At 72.8% G+C, this 16,765-nt stretch carries 13 protein-coding genes; 12 read left to right on the top strand and 1 reads right to left on the bottom strand.

What is annotated here, in order from left to right:
- The first annotated feature begins 120 nt into the window (after positions 1–120).
- Both ACZ3IJ_RS25025 and ACZ3IJ_RS25020 read left to right on the top strand, forming a co-directional pair.
- Positions 121–564: an SRPBCC family protein gene (locus tag ACZ3IJ_RS25025; RefSeq protein WP_467471639.1), complete on the top strand. Its 444-nt coding sequence runs from the start codon at positions 121–123 to the stop codon at positions 562–564.
- Positions 565–801: 237 nt separating this feature from the next.
- On the top strand, positions 802–3,213 hold the full coding sequence (locus ACZ3IJ_RS25020) for an MFS transporter (RefSeq protein ID WP_467471638.1): 2,412 nt from the start codon (positions 802–804) through the stop codon (positions 3,211–3,213).
- Positions 3,214–3,307: 94 nt separating this feature from the next.
- Here the strand turns inward: ACZ3IJ_RS25020 and ACZ3IJ_RS25015 are convergent, their stop codons facing one another.
- Entirely contained in the window at positions 3,308–4,426 is a 1,119-nt protein-coding gene (locus ACZ3IJ_RS25015) for a hypothetical protein (RefSeq protein WP_467471636.1), read from the bottom strand.
- A 203-nt stretch (positions 4,427–4,629) separates the two neighbouring features.
- Between ACZ3IJ_RS25015 and ACZ3IJ_RS25010 the strand changes: the two genes are divergently transcribed.
- The 10 genes from ACZ3IJ_RS25010 to ACZ3IJ_RS24965 all read left to right on the top strand — a co-directional run bounded on the left by ACZ3IJ_RS25010 (position 4,630) and on the right by ACZ3IJ_RS24965 (position 16,753).
- The gene (locus ACZ3IJ_RS25010; RefSeq protein ID WP_467471635.1) at positions 4,630–7,020 is read left to right on the top strand and encodes a collagenase; all 2,391 of its coding nucleotides are present in this window, start codon (positions 4,630–4,632) and stop codon (positions 7,018–7,020) included.
- A 131-nt stretch (positions 7,021–7,151) separates the two neighbouring features.
- A complete protein-coding gene (locus ACZ3IJ_RS25005) occupies positions 7,152–8,333 on the top strand; it encodes an NAD(P)/FAD-dependent oxidoreductase (protein WP_467471633.1) in 1,182 nt (393 codons plus the stop codon).
- A gap of 36 nt (positions 8,334–8,369) precedes the next feature.
- Entirely contained in the window at positions 8,370–8,684 is a 315-nt protein-coding gene (locus ACZ3IJ_RS25000) for a (2Fe-2S)-binding protein (protein WP_467471632.1), read from the top strand.
- On the top strand, positions 8,665–10,116 hold the full coding sequence (locus tag ACZ3IJ_RS24995) for an FAD/NAD(P)-dependent oxidoreductase (protein WP_467471631.1): 1,452 nt from the start codon (positions 8,665–8,667) through the stop codon (positions 10,114–10,116). Before ACZ3IJ_RS25000 ends, ACZ3IJ_RS24995 begins: the two co-directional genes overlap by 20 nt.
- 70 nt (positions 10,117–10,186) lie before the next feature.
- Positions 10,187–11,095, top strand: a complete 909-nt coding sequence (locus ACZ3IJ_RS24990; protein ID WP_467471629.1) for a dihydrodipicolinate synthase family protein — start codon at positions 10,187–10,189, stop codon at positions 11,093–11,095.
- 140 nt (positions 11,096–11,235) lie between these two features.
- A complete protein-coding gene (locus ACZ3IJ_RS24985) occupies positions 11,236–12,240 on the top strand; it encodes a proline racemase family protein (protein ID WP_467471628.1) in 1,005 nt (334 codons plus the stop codon).
- 38 nt (positions 12,241–12,278) lie between these two features.
- The gene (locus ACZ3IJ_RS24980) at positions 12,279–13,667 is read left to right on the top strand and encodes an aldehyde dehydrogenase family protein (RefSeq protein ID WP_467471905.1); all 1,389 of its coding nucleotides are present in this window, start codon (positions 12,279–12,281) and stop codon (positions 13,665–13,667) included.
- Positions 13,668–13,739: 72 nt separating this feature from the next.
- A complete protein-coding gene (locus tag ACZ3IJ_RS24975; protein WP_467471904.1) occupies positions 13,740–14,471 on the top strand; it encodes a GntR family transcriptional regulator in 732 nt (243 codons plus the stop codon).
- Positions 14,472–14,589: 118 nt separating this feature from the next.
- A complete protein-coding gene (locus ACZ3IJ_RS24970) occupies positions 14,590–15,423 on the top strand; it encodes a M55 family metallopeptidase (protein WP_467471627.1) in 834 nt (277 codons plus the stop codon).
- A complete protein-coding gene (locus ACZ3IJ_RS24965; protein ID WP_467471625.1) occupies positions 15,416–16,753 on the top strand; it encodes a M20/M25/M40 family metallo-hydrolase in 1,338 nt (445 codons plus the stop codon). The genes ACZ3IJ_RS24970 and ACZ3IJ_RS24965 overlap by 8 nt, the downstream gene beginning before the upstream one ends.
- Positions 16,754–16,765 lie beyond the last annotated feature (12 nt).

The raw sequence follows: 16,765 nt of genomic DNA, 5'->3' as shown, positions 1-16,765 counted from the left end.
ATAGAACACCTGTTCCCTTGATCGTCGCAAGCCGGTAGGGGAGCCCGGATTTGGGGGGCCCGCGCCCAGGTGGTTGGCTGGTGCCACACCCCTGAGGAACCGAGTGCTGGAGGAAGTGCAATGGCGCAGGTCGAGGCCACCACGGAGCGGATCATCGCGGCGGACGCGGAGACGGTGTTCGACGCTCTGGCCGACTACAGCGGCACCCGCGCGAAGGTGCTGCCGGAGCACTTCAGCGAGTACGAGGTGCGCGAGGGCGGCGACGGCGAGGGGACCCTCGTCCACTGGAAGCTCCAGGCCACCAGCAAGCGGATCCGTGACTGCCTCCTGGAGGTCACCGAGCCCACCGACGGACAGCTCGTCGAGAAGGACCGCAACTCCTCCATGGTCACCACCTGGACCGTCACCCCGGCCGGGGAGGGCAGGTCCCGGGCCGTCGTCACCACCGTCTGGAACGGCGCCGGAGGCATCGGCGGCTTCTTCGAGAAGACCTTCGCGCCCAAGGGGCTCGCCCGCATCTACGACGCCGTGCTGGCCAACCTCGCCGCCGAGGTGGAGAAGTAACGCTCCGGCGCTCACCGATTCGAGTGGTCTTCGCGCGACCCCCGCGCCGGCGCCCCGTGCGCCCGGGGGTCGCGCGGCTCTCCGTAAACGCGCTGATGAGCGCCCCAAGTGCGCCGCCTCGCAGGCCCGTTCGCGGCCGCGGGCGTGACTGGCCACCCGTACCGCCCGACTTGCTCCCGCTTCGCGCCCAATGCGAAGAATGACGCGGCGCTGAAGCCGTGACGAGGGGAGCAGCACGTGGGTGCGATCACGCTGGTGAAGGACGACGTACCGCACGTCGCGGACGATCCGCCCTCCGGCCAGGTGCCGGCGTCCCCGGCCGAGGACGGCGCCCTCGATCCCCGCCGCGTCCGGCTCGTCTTCTTCGGCCTCATGCTCGCGCTGCTGCTCGCCGCGCTGGAGCAGATGATCGTCGCCACCGCCCTGCCGAAGATCGTCGGTGAACTCCAGGGCCTGGACCGGATGTCGTGGGCGATCACCGCCTATCTCCTGACCGCCACCATCGGCCTGCCGATCTACGGAAAGCTCGGCGACCTCTTCGGCCGCAAGGGCGTCTTCCTCTTCGCCATCGTGGTCTTCGTCATCGGATCGGCCCTGGCCGGCTGGTCGCGCTCGATGGACGAACTGATCGCGTTCCGCGCCGTGCAGGGCGTCGGCGCGGGCGGCCTGATGATCGGCGTCCAGGCGATCATCGCGGACATCGTCCCGGCCCGCGAACGCGGCCGGTACATGGGACTCATCGGCGCCGCCTTCGGGCTCGCCTCGGTCGCGGGCCCCCTGCTCGGCGGCTTCTTCACCGACCACGTCTCCTGGCGCTGGTGCTTCTACTTCAACGTGCCCTTCGGGCTGGTCACCCTCGCGGTGGTCGCCGCGGTGCTCAAGCTCCCCAGGCCGCGGACCCGGGCCAGGCTCGACGTCCTCGGCTCGGTCCTGCTCGCCGCCGCCTCCACCTGCCTGGTCCTGCTCACCAGTTGGGGCGGGACCGAGTACGCCTGGGACTCGCGGGTCATCATCGGCCTCGGCGCCGGAGCGGCCGCGACGACCCTGCTCTTCCTCGTCGTCGAGCACCACGCGCCCGAACCCCTCATCCCGCTAAGGCTGTTCCGCGACTCGGTCTTCACCGTCACCAGCCTCGTCGGCGCGGTCATCGGCATCGCGCTCTTCGGCGCCGCCAGCTATCTGCCGACCTTCCTGCAGATGGTGGAGGGCGCCAGCGCCACCGAGTCCGGCCTCCTCATGCTGCCGCTGATGGGCGGCATCGTCGTCGCCTCGATCGTCTCGGGCCAGCTGATCACCCGCACCGGCCGCTACCGGATCTACCCGGTGCTCGGCGGCGCCGTGTCCGTGGTCGGGATGTGGCTGCTCTCCAGGATGGAGGCGGACACCCCGCGCCTGCACCACAGCGTCTGGCAGGCCGTCCTCGGCGTCGGCATCGGCATGGTCATGCCGGTCCTGATCCTCGCCGTCCAGAACTCCGTACGCCCCACCGACCTCGGCACCGCCACCAGCGCGCACAACTACTTCCGCCAGATCGGCGGCAGCGTCGGAGCCGCCGTCTTCGGCACCCTCTTCGCCTCACGCCTCGACGACGCGCTCGCCGACTTGCTGCCCCGCACGGGCGGGGCGTCGCTGCCGGCCGCCGAATCGATCACTCCCCAGGCGGTGCACACCCTTCCGCCCGCCCTGCGCGACGCCTACATCCAGGCGTACGCGGACGCGATGCCCCGCATCTTCCTCTACCTCGTGCCGGTCCTGGTGCTCGGCCTCGTCCTCGCCTTCTTCCTCAAGGAGCAACCGCTGGTGTCCCACCACACCCCCGCCACCGAGGCCCCCACCGCCGTTCCGCGCGCCCGTGCGGCCGCCGCCCCCGCCGGCTCCGGCGCGTACACCGCGGGGCTCCCGGTCTGCGGCACGGTCCAGCACCACGACGGCAGCCGCGTCCCGCGCGCGGCCCTGACGCTCATCGATGTCCAGGGGCAGCAGATCGGCCGCGGCGGCAGCGGCGAGGACGGGCGGTACGCCCTCAGCGTCCCCGGGCCCGGCTCGTACGTCCTGATCGCGGCGGCCGGCGGCCACCAGCCGCAGGCCGTCTCCGTCACCGTCGGCGAGCGGCCGGTGGAGCTCGATGTCGTGCTCGGCGGCGCGGGCCGCCTCGCCGGTTCCGTCGTGACCGCCGACGGAACCCCCGTACGGGACGCGGCGGTCACCCTCACCGACGTGCGCGGCGAGGTCGTCGCCTCGACCCGCAGCGGACGCGAGGGCGGCTACGTCATCACGGAGCTGGTGGCCGGGGAGTACACGCTGGCCGCCAGCGCCCCGGCCTTCCGCCCCGCCGCCCTGCCGGTGAGCGTGCAGGCCTCCCGCGAGACCCGCCAGGACATCGAGCTGGCGGGCGGTGCGGTGCTGCGCGGGACGGTGCGCGCGGGGGGCGGACAGCCCGTGGGTGACGCACGCGTCACGCTGCTCGACGCGGCGGGGAACGTCGTCGACACCCTGACGACGGGCCCGGACGGCACCTTCCGGTTCGTGGACCTGTCCTCGGGTGAGTACACGGTGATCGCGGCGGGCTATCCGCCGGTCGCGACCGTGCTGCAGGTCGCGGGCGGCGGACGCACCGAGCGCGACCTCCAGCTCGGTCACGAGGACTGACGGCCCACCCCACGGGCCCAAGGGCGACGCCCCCTCCGGGACGATCGGAGGGGGCGTCGCCCGGTGGGGCTGCCCGGTGCGGGGCGCCGGAGGGTCAGGACGCGGCGGTCGCCCTGCGGAGGGTGTCGATGCAGGTGCCGATCGCCGTCTGCAGGGCTTCGAGCCGCTGGAGCATGTCGTCCTCCACGACGTCCTCCTCCAGCACCTCGTCGAGCGTCAGCTCCTCGAAGACCTTCGTCGCCTTCTGCAGGCTGTTGTAGAACTTCGTACGGCGTTCCTGGACGCGCAGTTCGGGATCCGCCTCGACGGCCTCGGCGACCATCTCCTTCACCGCGTCGTAGGCCTCGCCGGCCCACTCGCCCGCGCCCTCGGCGTCGTCGAGCTCGTCGATCAGGGAGAGGTGCCGCTCGGCCTCGGCGCGCAGCGCGGGCGGCGCCTCGACCGTCTGCCCCGCGGGCGTCCTGATCCGGCCCTTCTCCGCGACCTGACGCACGTACGCGATCCGGTCGGCCGTCCTGGCCTCGCCGGCGACGGCCTTCTTCAGCTCGTCGGTCCGCACGATGGCGCGGGCCATCCCGGTCTGCAGCGCCGGGTCCTCCTTCATCCGGTCGAGCAGCGCGCCGCGAGCGGCCTCGGCCGTACCGGGGTCGGCGAGGATCGCCGCCCGCAGGGCGGTGGGGTTCTCGGCGACCTCCAGCGCCTTCGTCGGCCGGATGCCCTCGGCCTCGGCCGCGGCGGTGATCGCGTGACCGCGCACGGAGGCGGCGCCGGAGCGGGAGGAGTAGTACGACAGCCAGACGTCGGCCTCGGGAAGCTCGATGTCCACGCCCGGGACCAGCGCCTCGAACTGCGGGACGACGCCGTCGTCGGCGGCCATGTCCCAGGCCTTGTAGTACCGCATGACGCGCTCGGGGGAGCACTCCGCCAGCTCGGCGAAGGCCTTGGCCGACACCTTCGCACCGGAGATCCCGGACTCGTCCGCCGCCTGCCCGCCGGGCCTGACGCTGCGCGCCACCTTCAGTGCGAACGCCCAGCCGCCGGTGCGGGCGTAGGCCCCGAACTCGCGGGCGTCCCTGACCACGGCGTCGGGCACGTCCTGGACGACGAAGTCCGTCGTCCCGGCCTGGGGGGCGGCTTCGGCGGCGGCGATCGCGGTGCTCAACGCGGGGACTCCTGACGGCTCGGGGGCGGGGTCCGACAAGCCTATACGCACCCGGTGGGGAGATTTGACCCGGTTCGTACCCGGAGGCTCGGCGGGGGAGGCCCGCAAACTCGTGCGACCCGAGGGGTTGTCAGTGCAATTTCACATTACTATGTTACAGCGCACACGGCAGAGTGAGGCTCCGTCACATGCCGTGCGAGACCCAACAGTTCCCGCTCCACCCCCACAGCCACCCCCTCACCGCAGGAGTTCTGTTGTCCATCCACAGACGTGTGCGCTCGTCCCTGCTCGCCTCCGCGATAGCGGTCACCCTCCTGGCCTCCGCCGGCCAGACCGCCGTCTCCGCGGCCGGCACGGACTCCCCGCCCGCCCCCGCCCCCGCTCCCGCCTCCCCGGCCCGGGCACTCGGTGCGGCCGCGCCCCAGGCCGGACAGGGCGCCAACCCCTTCGACGAGGTCGAACACCTCGCCTCCGCGCCGCGCCGGACCTTCGGACCCGCGCCCGCGCCCGGCGGCCTCGTCACCGGCCGTGTCCCCGGCCGTGCGCCGGCCGCCACCGCAGCGAAGGCCGGTGCCGCCAGCGAGAAGGCCGGTGCCGCCGCCACCGCCACCGCGGCCGGCGTCCCCTGCACGCTCGACGGGATCACGGGACTCGCCCCCGAGGCGTTCGCCGACTTCCTCGCCGATCCGGCCGTCACCGCCGACGGCTGTCTGCGCGGCCTCGTCTGGACCTGGGACGCCCGGCTGACGCCCGTCATGTCCGACGCCCATGTACAGGCCGTCTCCCGCCGGATATCGAGCCTGGCCGCCTCCCACGACGGCCGGAACTCCTCGCACCTGGAGGAGATGTTCACCTACCTGCACGCGGTCGCGTACCACGACTTCTCACGCGACGAGATCGACGTCACCGACGCCCCGACCGTCGACGCCATGCGCCGCGCCGTCGCCGACTTCGGCGGCGCCGCCCGCACCTTCGACGTCACCCCGAGCAACGCCCGGACCCTGAGGGAGGCCCTGTACGCCGCCAGCGCCCCGGGCCTGCGCCACCACCAGCTCACCCTGATCAGGAACGTGCTGGCCACCATGGGCCCCGACCGCCCGGCCACCCACCAGGACGCCGGCTGGGCGGGCGCCGCCCTCGCCGCCCTCTCCGTCAACTACCTCGGCGTCTACCCGGGCAACCGGGACACCGCCTTCCACGCGGCCGCCGCCGCCGACCCCGCCTACCGCGCCGCCTTCAAGGCCTTCGCCGGATACACCCACCTCAAGGGCGGGGCCAACGCCTGGGTGACCCGCGACGCGCTCGGCGAGTACGGCCGGTTCGGCCAGATCGACGGGCTGAAGGACGCCGTCGTCGCCGACCTCGGCGGCCTGATCGGCCCGGTCCGCAACGACTGGGGCGCCGGCAGCGCGCCCTGGGCCACTCTCGTCTCCTGGCTCAACCACTACGAGGCGTGCAAGCCCTACGGCGTGTGCAAGGAGGACATCGAGAAGCAGCTCTTCCCTCACACGTACACCTACGACAACGGGGCGATCAAGGTCCGCACCGGTCTCGACCGTGCCACCGTCGACCAGTTGTACTACGCGAGCAAGCAGGTCAAGGCGCAGTACCACCGGGTCCTCGGCACCGAGCAGCCGCTCGTCGGCGACCCCAACACCTCGCTGAACATCGTGCTGTACGCCTCGCGCGCCGACTACGAGAACTACCACCCGATCCTGACCGGGATGGACACGAACAACGGCGGCATCTACATCGAGCGGGGCGCCACCTTCTACACGTACCAGCGCCGCGTGCCGCAGGACTCCTCCCTCACCCTGGAGGAGCTGTTCCGGCACGAGTACGTCCACTACCTCAACGGCCGGTTCGCCGTGCCCGGCTTCTTCGGCGAGGGACCCTGGTACGAGGGCGACCGCACGACCGCGATGGACGAGGGGACGGCCGAGTTCTTCGACGGCGCGACCCGCGACAACGGCATCGCCGTCCGCAAGTCGCTCGTGCGCGGCATCATCGCCGACACCGCGGGCGGCAGCCCGCGCATGAACGTGGAGCAGATCCTCAACGCCACCTACGACGGCGACGGCTTCCGCTTCTACAACTACGCCGGCACGTTCTTCGAGTACCTCTGGACCGAGAAGCCCTCGCTGCTCCGCGAGATGTACACCCACCTGCGCGCCAACGACGTCCAGGCGTACGACTCCTGGCGGCACCGGACGGGCGCGGACACCTATGTCCAGCGCGGCTACGACCGCTTCCTCGACGCGCAGATCGCCAAGGTCGACGACCTCTACGTCCCGAACACCACGTACACGCCCAACGACCGGCTGCGCGACTCCACGCTCGCCGCCGTCAGGTCCTCCTTCGCCACCGCCACCTACAACACGCCCGACTGCGTCGAGAACGGCGACCCGGGCAAGCGCCGGTTCACCTGCACCGGCCGGATCACGGCCAACCTCTCCAGGTGGTCGAGCGACGACCAGAACTTCAAGGACATGTCCGAGACGGTCGACTACTTCCTCCTCGACCGCGCCGGTGCGGCCTCCACCAATCTGGCCGACATGAACTGCAGCTTCGGACCCGTGGAGATCTGGTCCAACAAGGTCGCGGGAACATCGAGCTACAGCTGCGAGGGCCCGCTGCGCAGCTGACCCGCCCCGGCGAAGTGCGCCGGCAGCCCCGGCCCCGCGACGCGCGGGGCCGGGGCGCGGCTCATCAACCGGTTCCGCGGGTTCTCGCGCGGAGTCTTGGCGAACGGTGTGCCATGTGAAATATTACTGACGTGCTCACGAGAAACAGCTCGGACGTGATCGTCGTCGGCGCCGGCGTCGTCGGCGCGGCCTGCGCCCACTACGCCGCCGAGGCCGGCCTCACCGTCACCGTCGTCGACCGCGGGCCCGTCGCCGGCGGCACCACGGGCGCGGGGGAGGGGAACCTCCTGGTCTCCGACAAGGAGCCCGGCCCGGAACTCGAACTCGCACTGCTCTCCGGGGCGTTGTGGCGCGAGCTGGCCGAACTGCTGCCGCGGGGAATCGAGTACGAGGCGAAGGGCGGCCTCGTCGTCGCGACGGGGGAGGGCGGCCTGGACGCCCTGCGCGCGTTCGTCGCCGGACAGTCCGACGCCGGGGTCGACGCCAGGGAGGTCCCGGCCGAACTGCTGCACGAGTTCGAACCGCACCTGGCATCCGGCCTCGCCGGTGGTGTCCACTATCCGCAGGACGCCCAGGTCATGCCCGCCCTCGCAGCCGCACACCTGCTGCGAGCAGGCCGGGCCGGAGGAGCCTACGAGACCGGTGGGACCGTCCGGCTCAGGCTCGGCGAAGAGGTCCTCGCGGTGCTCACCGGATCCTCCGGCGAGGTGCGCGGAGTCCGTACGCCGTCGGGCGAACTCCACGCCCCGCACGTGGTGAACGCCGCCGGAGCCTGGGGCGGGGACCTCGCGCGCCTCGCCGGGGCCGAGCTGCCCGTCCTGCCCCGGCGCGGCTTCGTCCTGGTCACCGAACCGCTGCCGCGTGTGGTCCGCCACAAGGTCTACGCGGCCGACTACGTGGCCGACGTGGCCAGCGGATCGGCGGCCCTGCAGACCTCGGCGGTGGTCGAGGGGACCCCGGCCGGTCCGGTCCTCATCGGCGCCAGCCGGGAGCGCGTCGGCTTCGACCGCACCCTCTCCACCGAGGTGCTGCGACGCCTGGCCGCCGGGGCCACCGAGCTCTTCCCGGTGCTCGCCGGGGTCCGGGCGATCCGGACGTACGCGGGCTTCCGCCCCTACATGCCGGACCATCTGCCGGCGATCGGCCCGGACCCACGCGTCCCCGGCCTGTTGCACGCCTGCGGCCACGAAGGGGCCGGGATCGGTCTCGCGCCGGTGACCGGACAGATCGTCGCCCGCTGTCTCACCGGCGGCGACCTTCCGCTCGACATCACGCCCTTCCGGCCCGAACGATTCGCCTCCGCGTCCTTCTGATCCCCAGCCGTCCACCGTCCCGAGAGGAGAGGCCCCGTGGCCCGTACCCCCACCGCCCTGGTCGGGGCGCAGCCAGGTCCGCCGTTCGAGTTCACCTTCGACGGCCGCCCGGTCACCGCCCTGCCCGGCCAGTCCGTCGCCGCCGCGCTGTGGGCGGCCGGAGTCCTCGCCTGGCGCACGACCAGGAAGGGCGGCCGGCCGCGTGGCGCGTTCTGCGGCATCGGCCAGTGCCACGACTGCCTCGCCACGGTCAACGGGCAGCCCAACCGGCGGGCCTGTCTCGTCCCCGTCCGGCCCGGCGACACGATCACCACGCAGGAAGGGCAGGGCCATGACGACCTCGGGGTGTGAACGGGACGAGCCGTACGACCTCGCGGTCATCGGCGCGGGCTGCGCAGGAATGGCCGGGGCCGTCGCCGCGTCCGAACTCGGCCTGACCGTCGCCCTCGTGGATGCCTCGCCGCAGACCGGCGGGCAGTTCTACCGGCATCCGGCACCGGCGCTGGGCGCCGCACGGCCGGAAGCGCTGCACCACGACTGGTCCGCGTTCCGCGACCTGAACCGCCGCCTGGCAGCGGGCGATGTGACCCATCTGGCGGGGCATCACGTATGGGGCCTGACCAGGAGTGACGCTGCGCCCGACGGTCCGTGGACCGTGCACGCCGTCACCGGATGCGACGGCACGGGGGAGTCCCCCGCGACGGTACGCGCGCGCGCCGTCCTGCTCGCCACGGGAGCGTACGAGCGTCAACTGCCCTTCCCCGGCTGGACCGTGCCCGGGGTCGTGGGGGCCGGGGGAGCGCAGGCCATGCTCAAGTCCGGCCTGGTGCTCCCCGGCAGGCGGATCGTGGTGGCCGGCAGCGGCCCCCTGCTCCTCGCGGTCGCCTCGTCGCTGGCGGTGGCCGGGGCGCGGGTACCGGCCGTGGTGGAGGCCTCCGGGTATCTGCGGTACGCCCGGAGTCCGCGGGCGCTCGCGACCAACCCGCGCAAGGTCGCCGAGGCCCTGCTGCACGGCGGCGCGCTGCTGCGGCACGGCGTACGGCTCCGGACGCGCAGCGCCGTCACCGAGGTCCACGGCGCCGACCGGGTGGAAGGCGTCACCGTCTCGCGACTCGACCGTGACTGGCGGCCCGTACGGGGGTCGGGCCGGCTGATCGCCTGCGACGCGCTGGCCGTCGGGCACGGGCTGGTTCCGCAGATCGAACTGGCCACGTCACTCGGCTGCGCCACCCGTCGACTGCACGACTCCACTCTCGCCCTGGACCTGGACGGACTCCAGGAGACCTCGGTGCGCGGCCTCTGGGCGGCGGGCGAGCCGGCAGGCGTGGGCGGTGCCGAACTGGCGCGTACAGAAGGTGAGCTGGCCGGAATCGCGGTGGCGGTACGGCTGCGGGGGACCGGTGCTCCTGCCGGCAGGGTCCGTGAACTGCGCCGCCGCCGGGACCGGATGCGCGCCTTCGCCGACGTCATGACCGCCGCCCATGCGCCCGGCCCGGGGTGGTCGCGATGGATGACGGACGAGACGGAGGTGTGCCGCTGCGAGGAGGTCACCGCCGGCGGGGTCCGTGAGGCGGTCGCCGACCTCGGGGCGCGCGACGCGCGGACCGTCAAGCTGTTCACCCGGGCCGGCATGGGCTGGTGCCAGGGCCGGATGTGCGGGACGGCCGTGGCCTGCCTGGCCGCCTCCGGGGGCGCGTCCGCCCCCGAACCTCCGTCCGAACGGCGCCCGTTGGCCGTCCCCGTCCCGCTCGCGGCGCTGGCCTCGCTCGACGAGGAGTCCTAGGCGGCCCGCCCCTTGTGGGCGCCTCGGAACGCTCAGTAAAATGTCACACCATACAGAAAGGTACGTCGACATGACCGGCACCTCCTGGACCGTCACCACCCCCTGGCGCGGCATCATGGTCGCCACCACCCTGCCCCTGCGCGACGACCTCTCGGTCGACCACGACGCCTACGCCGAGCACGTCCGACGGCTCATCGACAACGGCTGCGACGGAGTCGTCCCCAACGGATCGCTCGGCGAGTACCAGACCCTCACCGACGAGGAGCGCGCCCGCGTGGTCCGCACCGCCGTCGAGGCGGCGGGCGACGGGGCGCGCGTGATGCCCGGCGTGGCCGCCTACGGCAGCGCCGAGTCCCGGCGCTGGGCGGAGCAGGCCGCCGAGGCCGGGTGCGGCTCGGTGCTCCTGCTGCCGCCGAACGCCTACCGCGCCGACGAGACGGCCGTGCGCGCCCATTACGCCGACGTGGCCGGCGCGGGGGTGCCGGTGGTCGCGTACAACAACCCGATCGACACCAAGGTCGACCTCACCCCCGACCTGCTCGCCCGGCTGTACGACGACGGCTCCGTCGTCGCCGTGAAGGAGTTCAGCGGTGACGTCCGCAGAGCGTATGAGATCGCCGAACTCGCCCCGGAAATCGATCTGTTGATCGGCGCCGACGACGTCCTGCTCGAACTGGCCCTCGCCGGGGCCGTCGGCTGGGTCGCCGGCTACCCCAACGCCTTCCCCGCCACCTGCGCGGAGCTGTACCACGCCGCGGTCGCCGGAGACCTGGCCATCGCGCTGCCGCTCTACAAGTCCCTGCACTCGCTGCTGCGCTGGGACTCCAGGACGGAGTTCGTCCAGGCGATCAAGCTGTCCATGGACATCGTCGGTCTCCCCGGCGGACCCACGCGTCCGCCGCGCCTCCCGCTCACCGGCGAGACGGAGGCCCGCGTGCGGACCGCCACCGAGAAGGCCGTCGCCGACGGCCACCACTGACCACGGCCAACGGACCAGGCCACCAGCGACCATGACCCACCCACCGGGCCACGGCGCACCACCGGGCCACGGCCCACCACCGGGCCACGGCCCACCACCGGGCCACGGCCCACCCCACCCCGTCCAGCGAAAGGAAGCCCGTGCGGACCCGTCATGTCTTCCACGCCGTCGACTCGCACACCGAGGGCATGCCCACGCGTGTGATCACCGGCGGCGTCGGAGTGATCCCCGGCGCCACCATGGCCGAGCGCAGGCTGCATTTCATCGAGCATCTGGACCACCTCCGGACGCTCCTGATGTACGAGCCGCGCGGACACGCCGCCATGAGCGGAGCCGTCCTCCAGCCGCCCACCCGGCCCGACGCCGACTACGGCGTCCTCTACATCGAGGTCTCCGGGCTGCTGCCGATGTGCGGACACGGCACGATCGGCGTCGCGACCGTTCTCGTGGAGACCGGCATGGTGCCGGTGACCGAGCCGGTCACCACCGTGCGGCTCGACACCCCGGCGGGACTCGTCGCCGTCGACGTACAGGTCGAGGACGGCGCCGCGAAGTCGGTCACCTTCACCAACGTGCCCGCGTTCTGCGTCGGCCTGGACCGCAAGGTCACCGTGCCCGGGTACGGAACGGTCACCTACGACCTCGCCTTCGGCGGCAACTTCTACGCCTTCGTCCCTCTGGACGACCTGGGACTGCCCTTCGAACGTGCCCGCAAGGACGACCTCCTGGCCGCCGGACTCGCCGTCATGGAGGCGGTCAACGCCTCACCCGACCGCCCCGTCCACCCCGCGCAGCCGGAGATCGCAGGGGTCAAGCACGTCTATCTCGCGGCCCCCGGCTCCGACGTCCGCCACTCCCGCCACGCCATGGCGATCCACCCCGGCTGGTTCGACCGCTCCCCGTGCGGAACCGGCACATCGGCGCGGATGGCTCAGCTCCATGCCCGGGGCGAGCTGCCGCTCGACCGCGACTTCGTCAACGACTCCTTCATCGGGACGAGCTTCACCGGCAGGCTCGTCGCCGAGACCGAGGTCGCCGGAGTGCCCGCCGTCGTACCGACCGTGACGGGCCGGGCCTGGATCACCGGCACGGCGCAGTACTTCCTCGACCCGGACGACCCGTTCCCCGGAGGCTTCCTCCTGTGACCGCCCACCGCACCGACCGCAGCACCCTCACCGATCCCCTGGCCCTCACCGACGCCCCGGTCCTCACCTCCCTCAACCCGGCCGATCCGGCCGACGTCGTCCTGCGCATCCCGACCCCCGGCGCCTTCGCGGTGGCCGACGCGGTCGAACGGGCCCGCGCCGTCCAGGCCGACTGGCTGCGCGGCGGGGCGGCGGCCCGCTCCGCCGCCCTCGGCGCCGTCGCGGCGGCCGTCGAGGCCGCGGGGCCCGAACTCGCCGCGCTCGCCGTACGCGAGGTGGGCAAGCCGCTGACCGAGGCCAGGGCAGAGGTCGCCCGGACCGTCGCGATCTGGCGCTACTACGCCCAGGCCCCCTTCGCGGCCACTGGGGCCGTCCACGAACCCGCCGCCGGGCCCGGGCTGCTCCTGACCCGGCGCCGGCCGCACGGCGTGGCGGGGCTGATCACCCCGTGGAACTTCCCCTTCGCCATCCCGAGCTGGAAGGCCGCCCCGGCCCTCGCCGTCGGCAACGCCGTGGTCCTCAAACCCGCCCCCGAGGCCAGCGCCTGCGCGCTTCGCCTGGCCGAGATCGTCCGGAAGGAGCTGCCCGAGGGGGTGTTCACGGTGCTGCCCGGCGGGGCGACCGAGGGCAACGCACTGGTCTCCGCGGCCGACGTCGTCTCCTTCACCGGCTCGACCTCGGTCGGCCGGGCCGTCGCCGCGTACGCCATGGCCCGCGGGGTCCCGGTCCAGGCCGAGATGGGCGGTCTGAACGCGGCGATCGTGCTCCCGGACGCCGACATCGGCCGGGCCGCGGCCCACATCGCCATGGCGATCGCCGGGTACGCGGGTCAGAAGTGCACCGCCACCGGTCGGGTCGTCGCCGTCGGAGCCGCCCTCGACCCGCTGCGCGAGGCCCTCACCGAGGCCTTGCGCGCCCTCCCGGTCGGCGACCCCGCCGACCCTGGCACCGTCTGCGGCCCGCTCGTCGACCGGCGGGCCCGCGACCGGGTCGCCGCAGCCTGGCTGGGGCTGTCCACGCTCGCCGGCGGCACGCTCCCCTCCGGGGGGCCCGGCTGGTACGCGGCACCGACGCTGGTCGAGAAGGTCGCCCCCGAACACCCGCTGCTGCACGAGGAGGTCTTCGGCCCGATCGCCGCCCTGCTGCCCGCCGACGATCTGACCCAGGCCGTCCGGATCACCAACTCCGTGCCGTACGGCCTGGTCACCTCGGTCCACACCGCCGATCTGACCACCGCCCTGCACGGCCTCGACGCGCTCGACACCGGAATGGTCCGGGTCAACGCCCCCTCCAGCGGGGTGGACTTCCACCTGCCGTTCGGGGGGTCCAAGGAGTCGAGCCTCGGGGCGCGCGAACAGGGCGGGGCCGCGCTCGACTTCTACACGTCGAGTCGCACCTACACCCTGTCACCTGCGGAAACAACGTGACATTGTACGGTGGTGGTTCAGAACCGAACCAACGGACCCGGTCCGGACCCGAACGAAGGGACCACCGTCACCATGGGGCATCTGACCCACCGCGACCTCAACGCCTCCGTGGAGCGGCTGCGCGACCAGGTCGCCCACGCCCTGCGGGCGGCGCTGATCTCAGGCGAACTGCGGCCCGGTGTCGTCTACTCCGCGCCGACCCTTGCGGAGGACTTCGGGATCTCCGCCACCCCCGTCCGTGAGGCCATGCTCGACCTGGCGCGCGAAGGCCTGGTCGAGCCGGTCCGCAACAAGGGGTTCCGGGTCACCGAGGTGGACGAGCGCGACCTCGACCAGTACACCGAGATCCGCGCGCTCATCGAGATCCCGGTGGTCGGACGGGTCACCCGCACCGCCGCCCGGGAGGACCTTGAGGCGCTGCGGCCCGTCGCCGAGGAGATCGTGCGCGCCGCCAGGGAGCACGACCTCATCGGCTACCTGGAGGCCGACCGGCGGTTCCACCTCACGCTGCTCGGGCTCGCCGGCAACGAGCGCCTCGTCGAGACCGTCGGCGAGCTGCGCAAGCGGTCGCGGCTGTACGGGCTCACGGCGCTGGACGAGCGCGGCGAGCTCATCCCCTCGGCCGAGGAGCACCTGGAGCTGCTCGACCTGATGCTCGCGGGGGACGCCAAGGGAGCGGAGCGGTGCATGAAGAGGCACCTGGGCCATGTCCGCTCCCTGTGGGCCACGAGCGACCGGGCCACGAGCGACCGGGCGACGAGTGGCCGGGCGACGAGCGGCCGGGCGACTCGCACCACCGGGTGACGCCGGCCCCCGGTGACGCCCCGGCCGCGGCACCCGCCCGGTCACTCGTGACGGGCCTCCTTCGCACCGAGCGTTTTCGCACCTAAGGTGGGGCTGCGTCGAGGAGACCGGGAGCACGATGAAGATCCTGATCAGCGCCGACATGGAGGGCGCCACCGGTGTCACCTGGCCTGGGGACGTGCTGCCGGGTACGCCCCAATGGGAGCGGTGCCGGGCCATGTTCACCTCCGATGTGAACGCCGCGGTGCTGGGGTTCTTCGACGGGGGCGCCGACGAGGTGCTCATCAACGAGGCCCACTGGAGCATGCGGAACCTGCTGCTCGAACAGCTCGACGAGCGCGCCGAGATGATCACCGGGCGGCACAAGACGCTGTCGATGGTCGAGGGAGTGCAGCACGGTGACGTGGACGGCATCGCCTTCGTCGGCTACCACACCGGGGCCGGTACCGAGGGCGTCCTCGCTCACACCTACCTCGCCAACTCCGTCACGGGCGTCTGGCTGAACGGCGTCCGGGCGAGCGAGGGGCTGCTCAACGCCCATGTGGTGGCGGAGTACGGCGTGCCCGTCGTCCTCGTCACGGGCGACGACCTGACCTGTGACGACGCGCTGGGCTACGCGCCCGAGGCGCGCAAGGTCGCCGTCAAGGACTACGTCTCCCGGTACGCGGCCGTGTGCCGGACCCCGAAGCGTACGGCGAGCGACATCCGGGCCGCCGCGCAGTCCGCGGCCGCCCTCGCCGTACGGTACGAACCCGAGCCGGGCGGGCCGTTCACGATCGAGCTGGAGTTCGACGCCGAGCATCTGGCGGGCGCCGCCACCGTCGTCCCGGGCGTGGCCTGGAGCGGCGAGCGCCGGGTCGCCTACACCAGCGAGGCGATGTACGAGGGCATTCGCACGTTCAAGGCGGTCACCACGATCGTCTCCGCAGCGGTGGAGGAGCAGTATGGCTGAGCCTGCCCAGGACGGCCCGGACGCCGCGGCGCTGGACGAGGTGGTGACCTTCACCTCCGAGCTGATCCGCATCGACACCACCAACCGGGGCGGCGGGGACTGCCGCGAGCGGCCCGCCGCCGAGTACGTGGCCGAGCGCCTCGCCGCCATCGGCCTGGAGCCCACGCTCCTGGAGCGCACCCCCGGCCGTACCAACGTGGTGGCCCGCATCGAGGGCACCGACCCGTCCGCCGACGCCCTGCTCGTCCACGGCCATCTCGACGTCGTCCCGGCCGAGCCCGCCGACTGGGCCGTCCACCCCTTCTCCGGAGAGGTCCGCGACGGGGTGGTCTGGGGGCGCGGCGCCGTCGACATGAAGAACATGGACGCGATGGTCCTCGCCGTCGTCCGCTCCTGGGCGCGCCAGGGCGTCCGGCCGCGCCGGGACATCGTCCTCGCCTACACCGCGGACGAGGAGGCGAGCGCCGTGGACGGCTCGGACTTCCTCGCCGAACGGCACCCCGGGCTCTTCGAGGGCTGCACCGAAGGCATCAGCGAGTCCGGCGCGTTCAGCTTCCACCCCAGCCCCGGCATGACGCTCTACCCGATCGCCGCGGGCGAGCGGGGCACCGCCTGGGTCAAGCTCACCGCCCACGGCCGCGCGGGCCACGGCTCCAAGGTCAACACCGCCAACGCGGTCACCCGCCTCGCCGCGGCCGTCGCCCGCATCGGCGCCCACACCTGGCCCGTACGCCTCACCGCGACTGTACGGGCCTCGCTCACCGAACTCGCCGCCGTCCAGGGCATCGAGACCGACGTGAACGCCGAGGGATTCGACGTCGACCAACTCCTGGAGAAGCTCGGACCGGCCGCCGCCCTCGTCGAACCGACCGTGCGCAACAGCGCCAACCCGACGATGCTGGAGGCCGGTTACAAGGTCAACGTCATCCCCGGCCACGCCGTCGCCTACGTCGACGGCCGGATGCTGCCGGGCGGCGAGGAGGAGTTCGCCGAGACGATGGACCGGCTCACGGGACCGGACGTGGAGTGGGAGTTCCACCACCGCGAGGTCCCGCTGGAGGCTCCGGTCGACTCGCCGACCTTCGCCCGGCTGAGGGCCGCCGTCGAGCACTTCGACCCGACCGGGCACGTCGTCCCGTTCTCCATGTCCGGCGGCACGGACGCCAAGCAGTTCTCCCGGCTCGGCATCACCGGCTACGGCTTCTCCCCGCTGAAGCTACCCCCGGAACTCGACTACGGAGCGCTGTTCCACGGCGTCGACGAGCGGGTTCCGGTCGAGGCCCTGCACTTCGGCGCACGAGTCCTCGACCGCTACCTCAGGTCCGCGTAGCTTCGGTCGGGT

The organism is Streptomyces sp. NPDC013317 (assembly GCF_055563155.1).
Note: the sequence above shows the minus strand (reverse complement) of the source record. Positions and strands in the feature narration are given on the sequence as shown.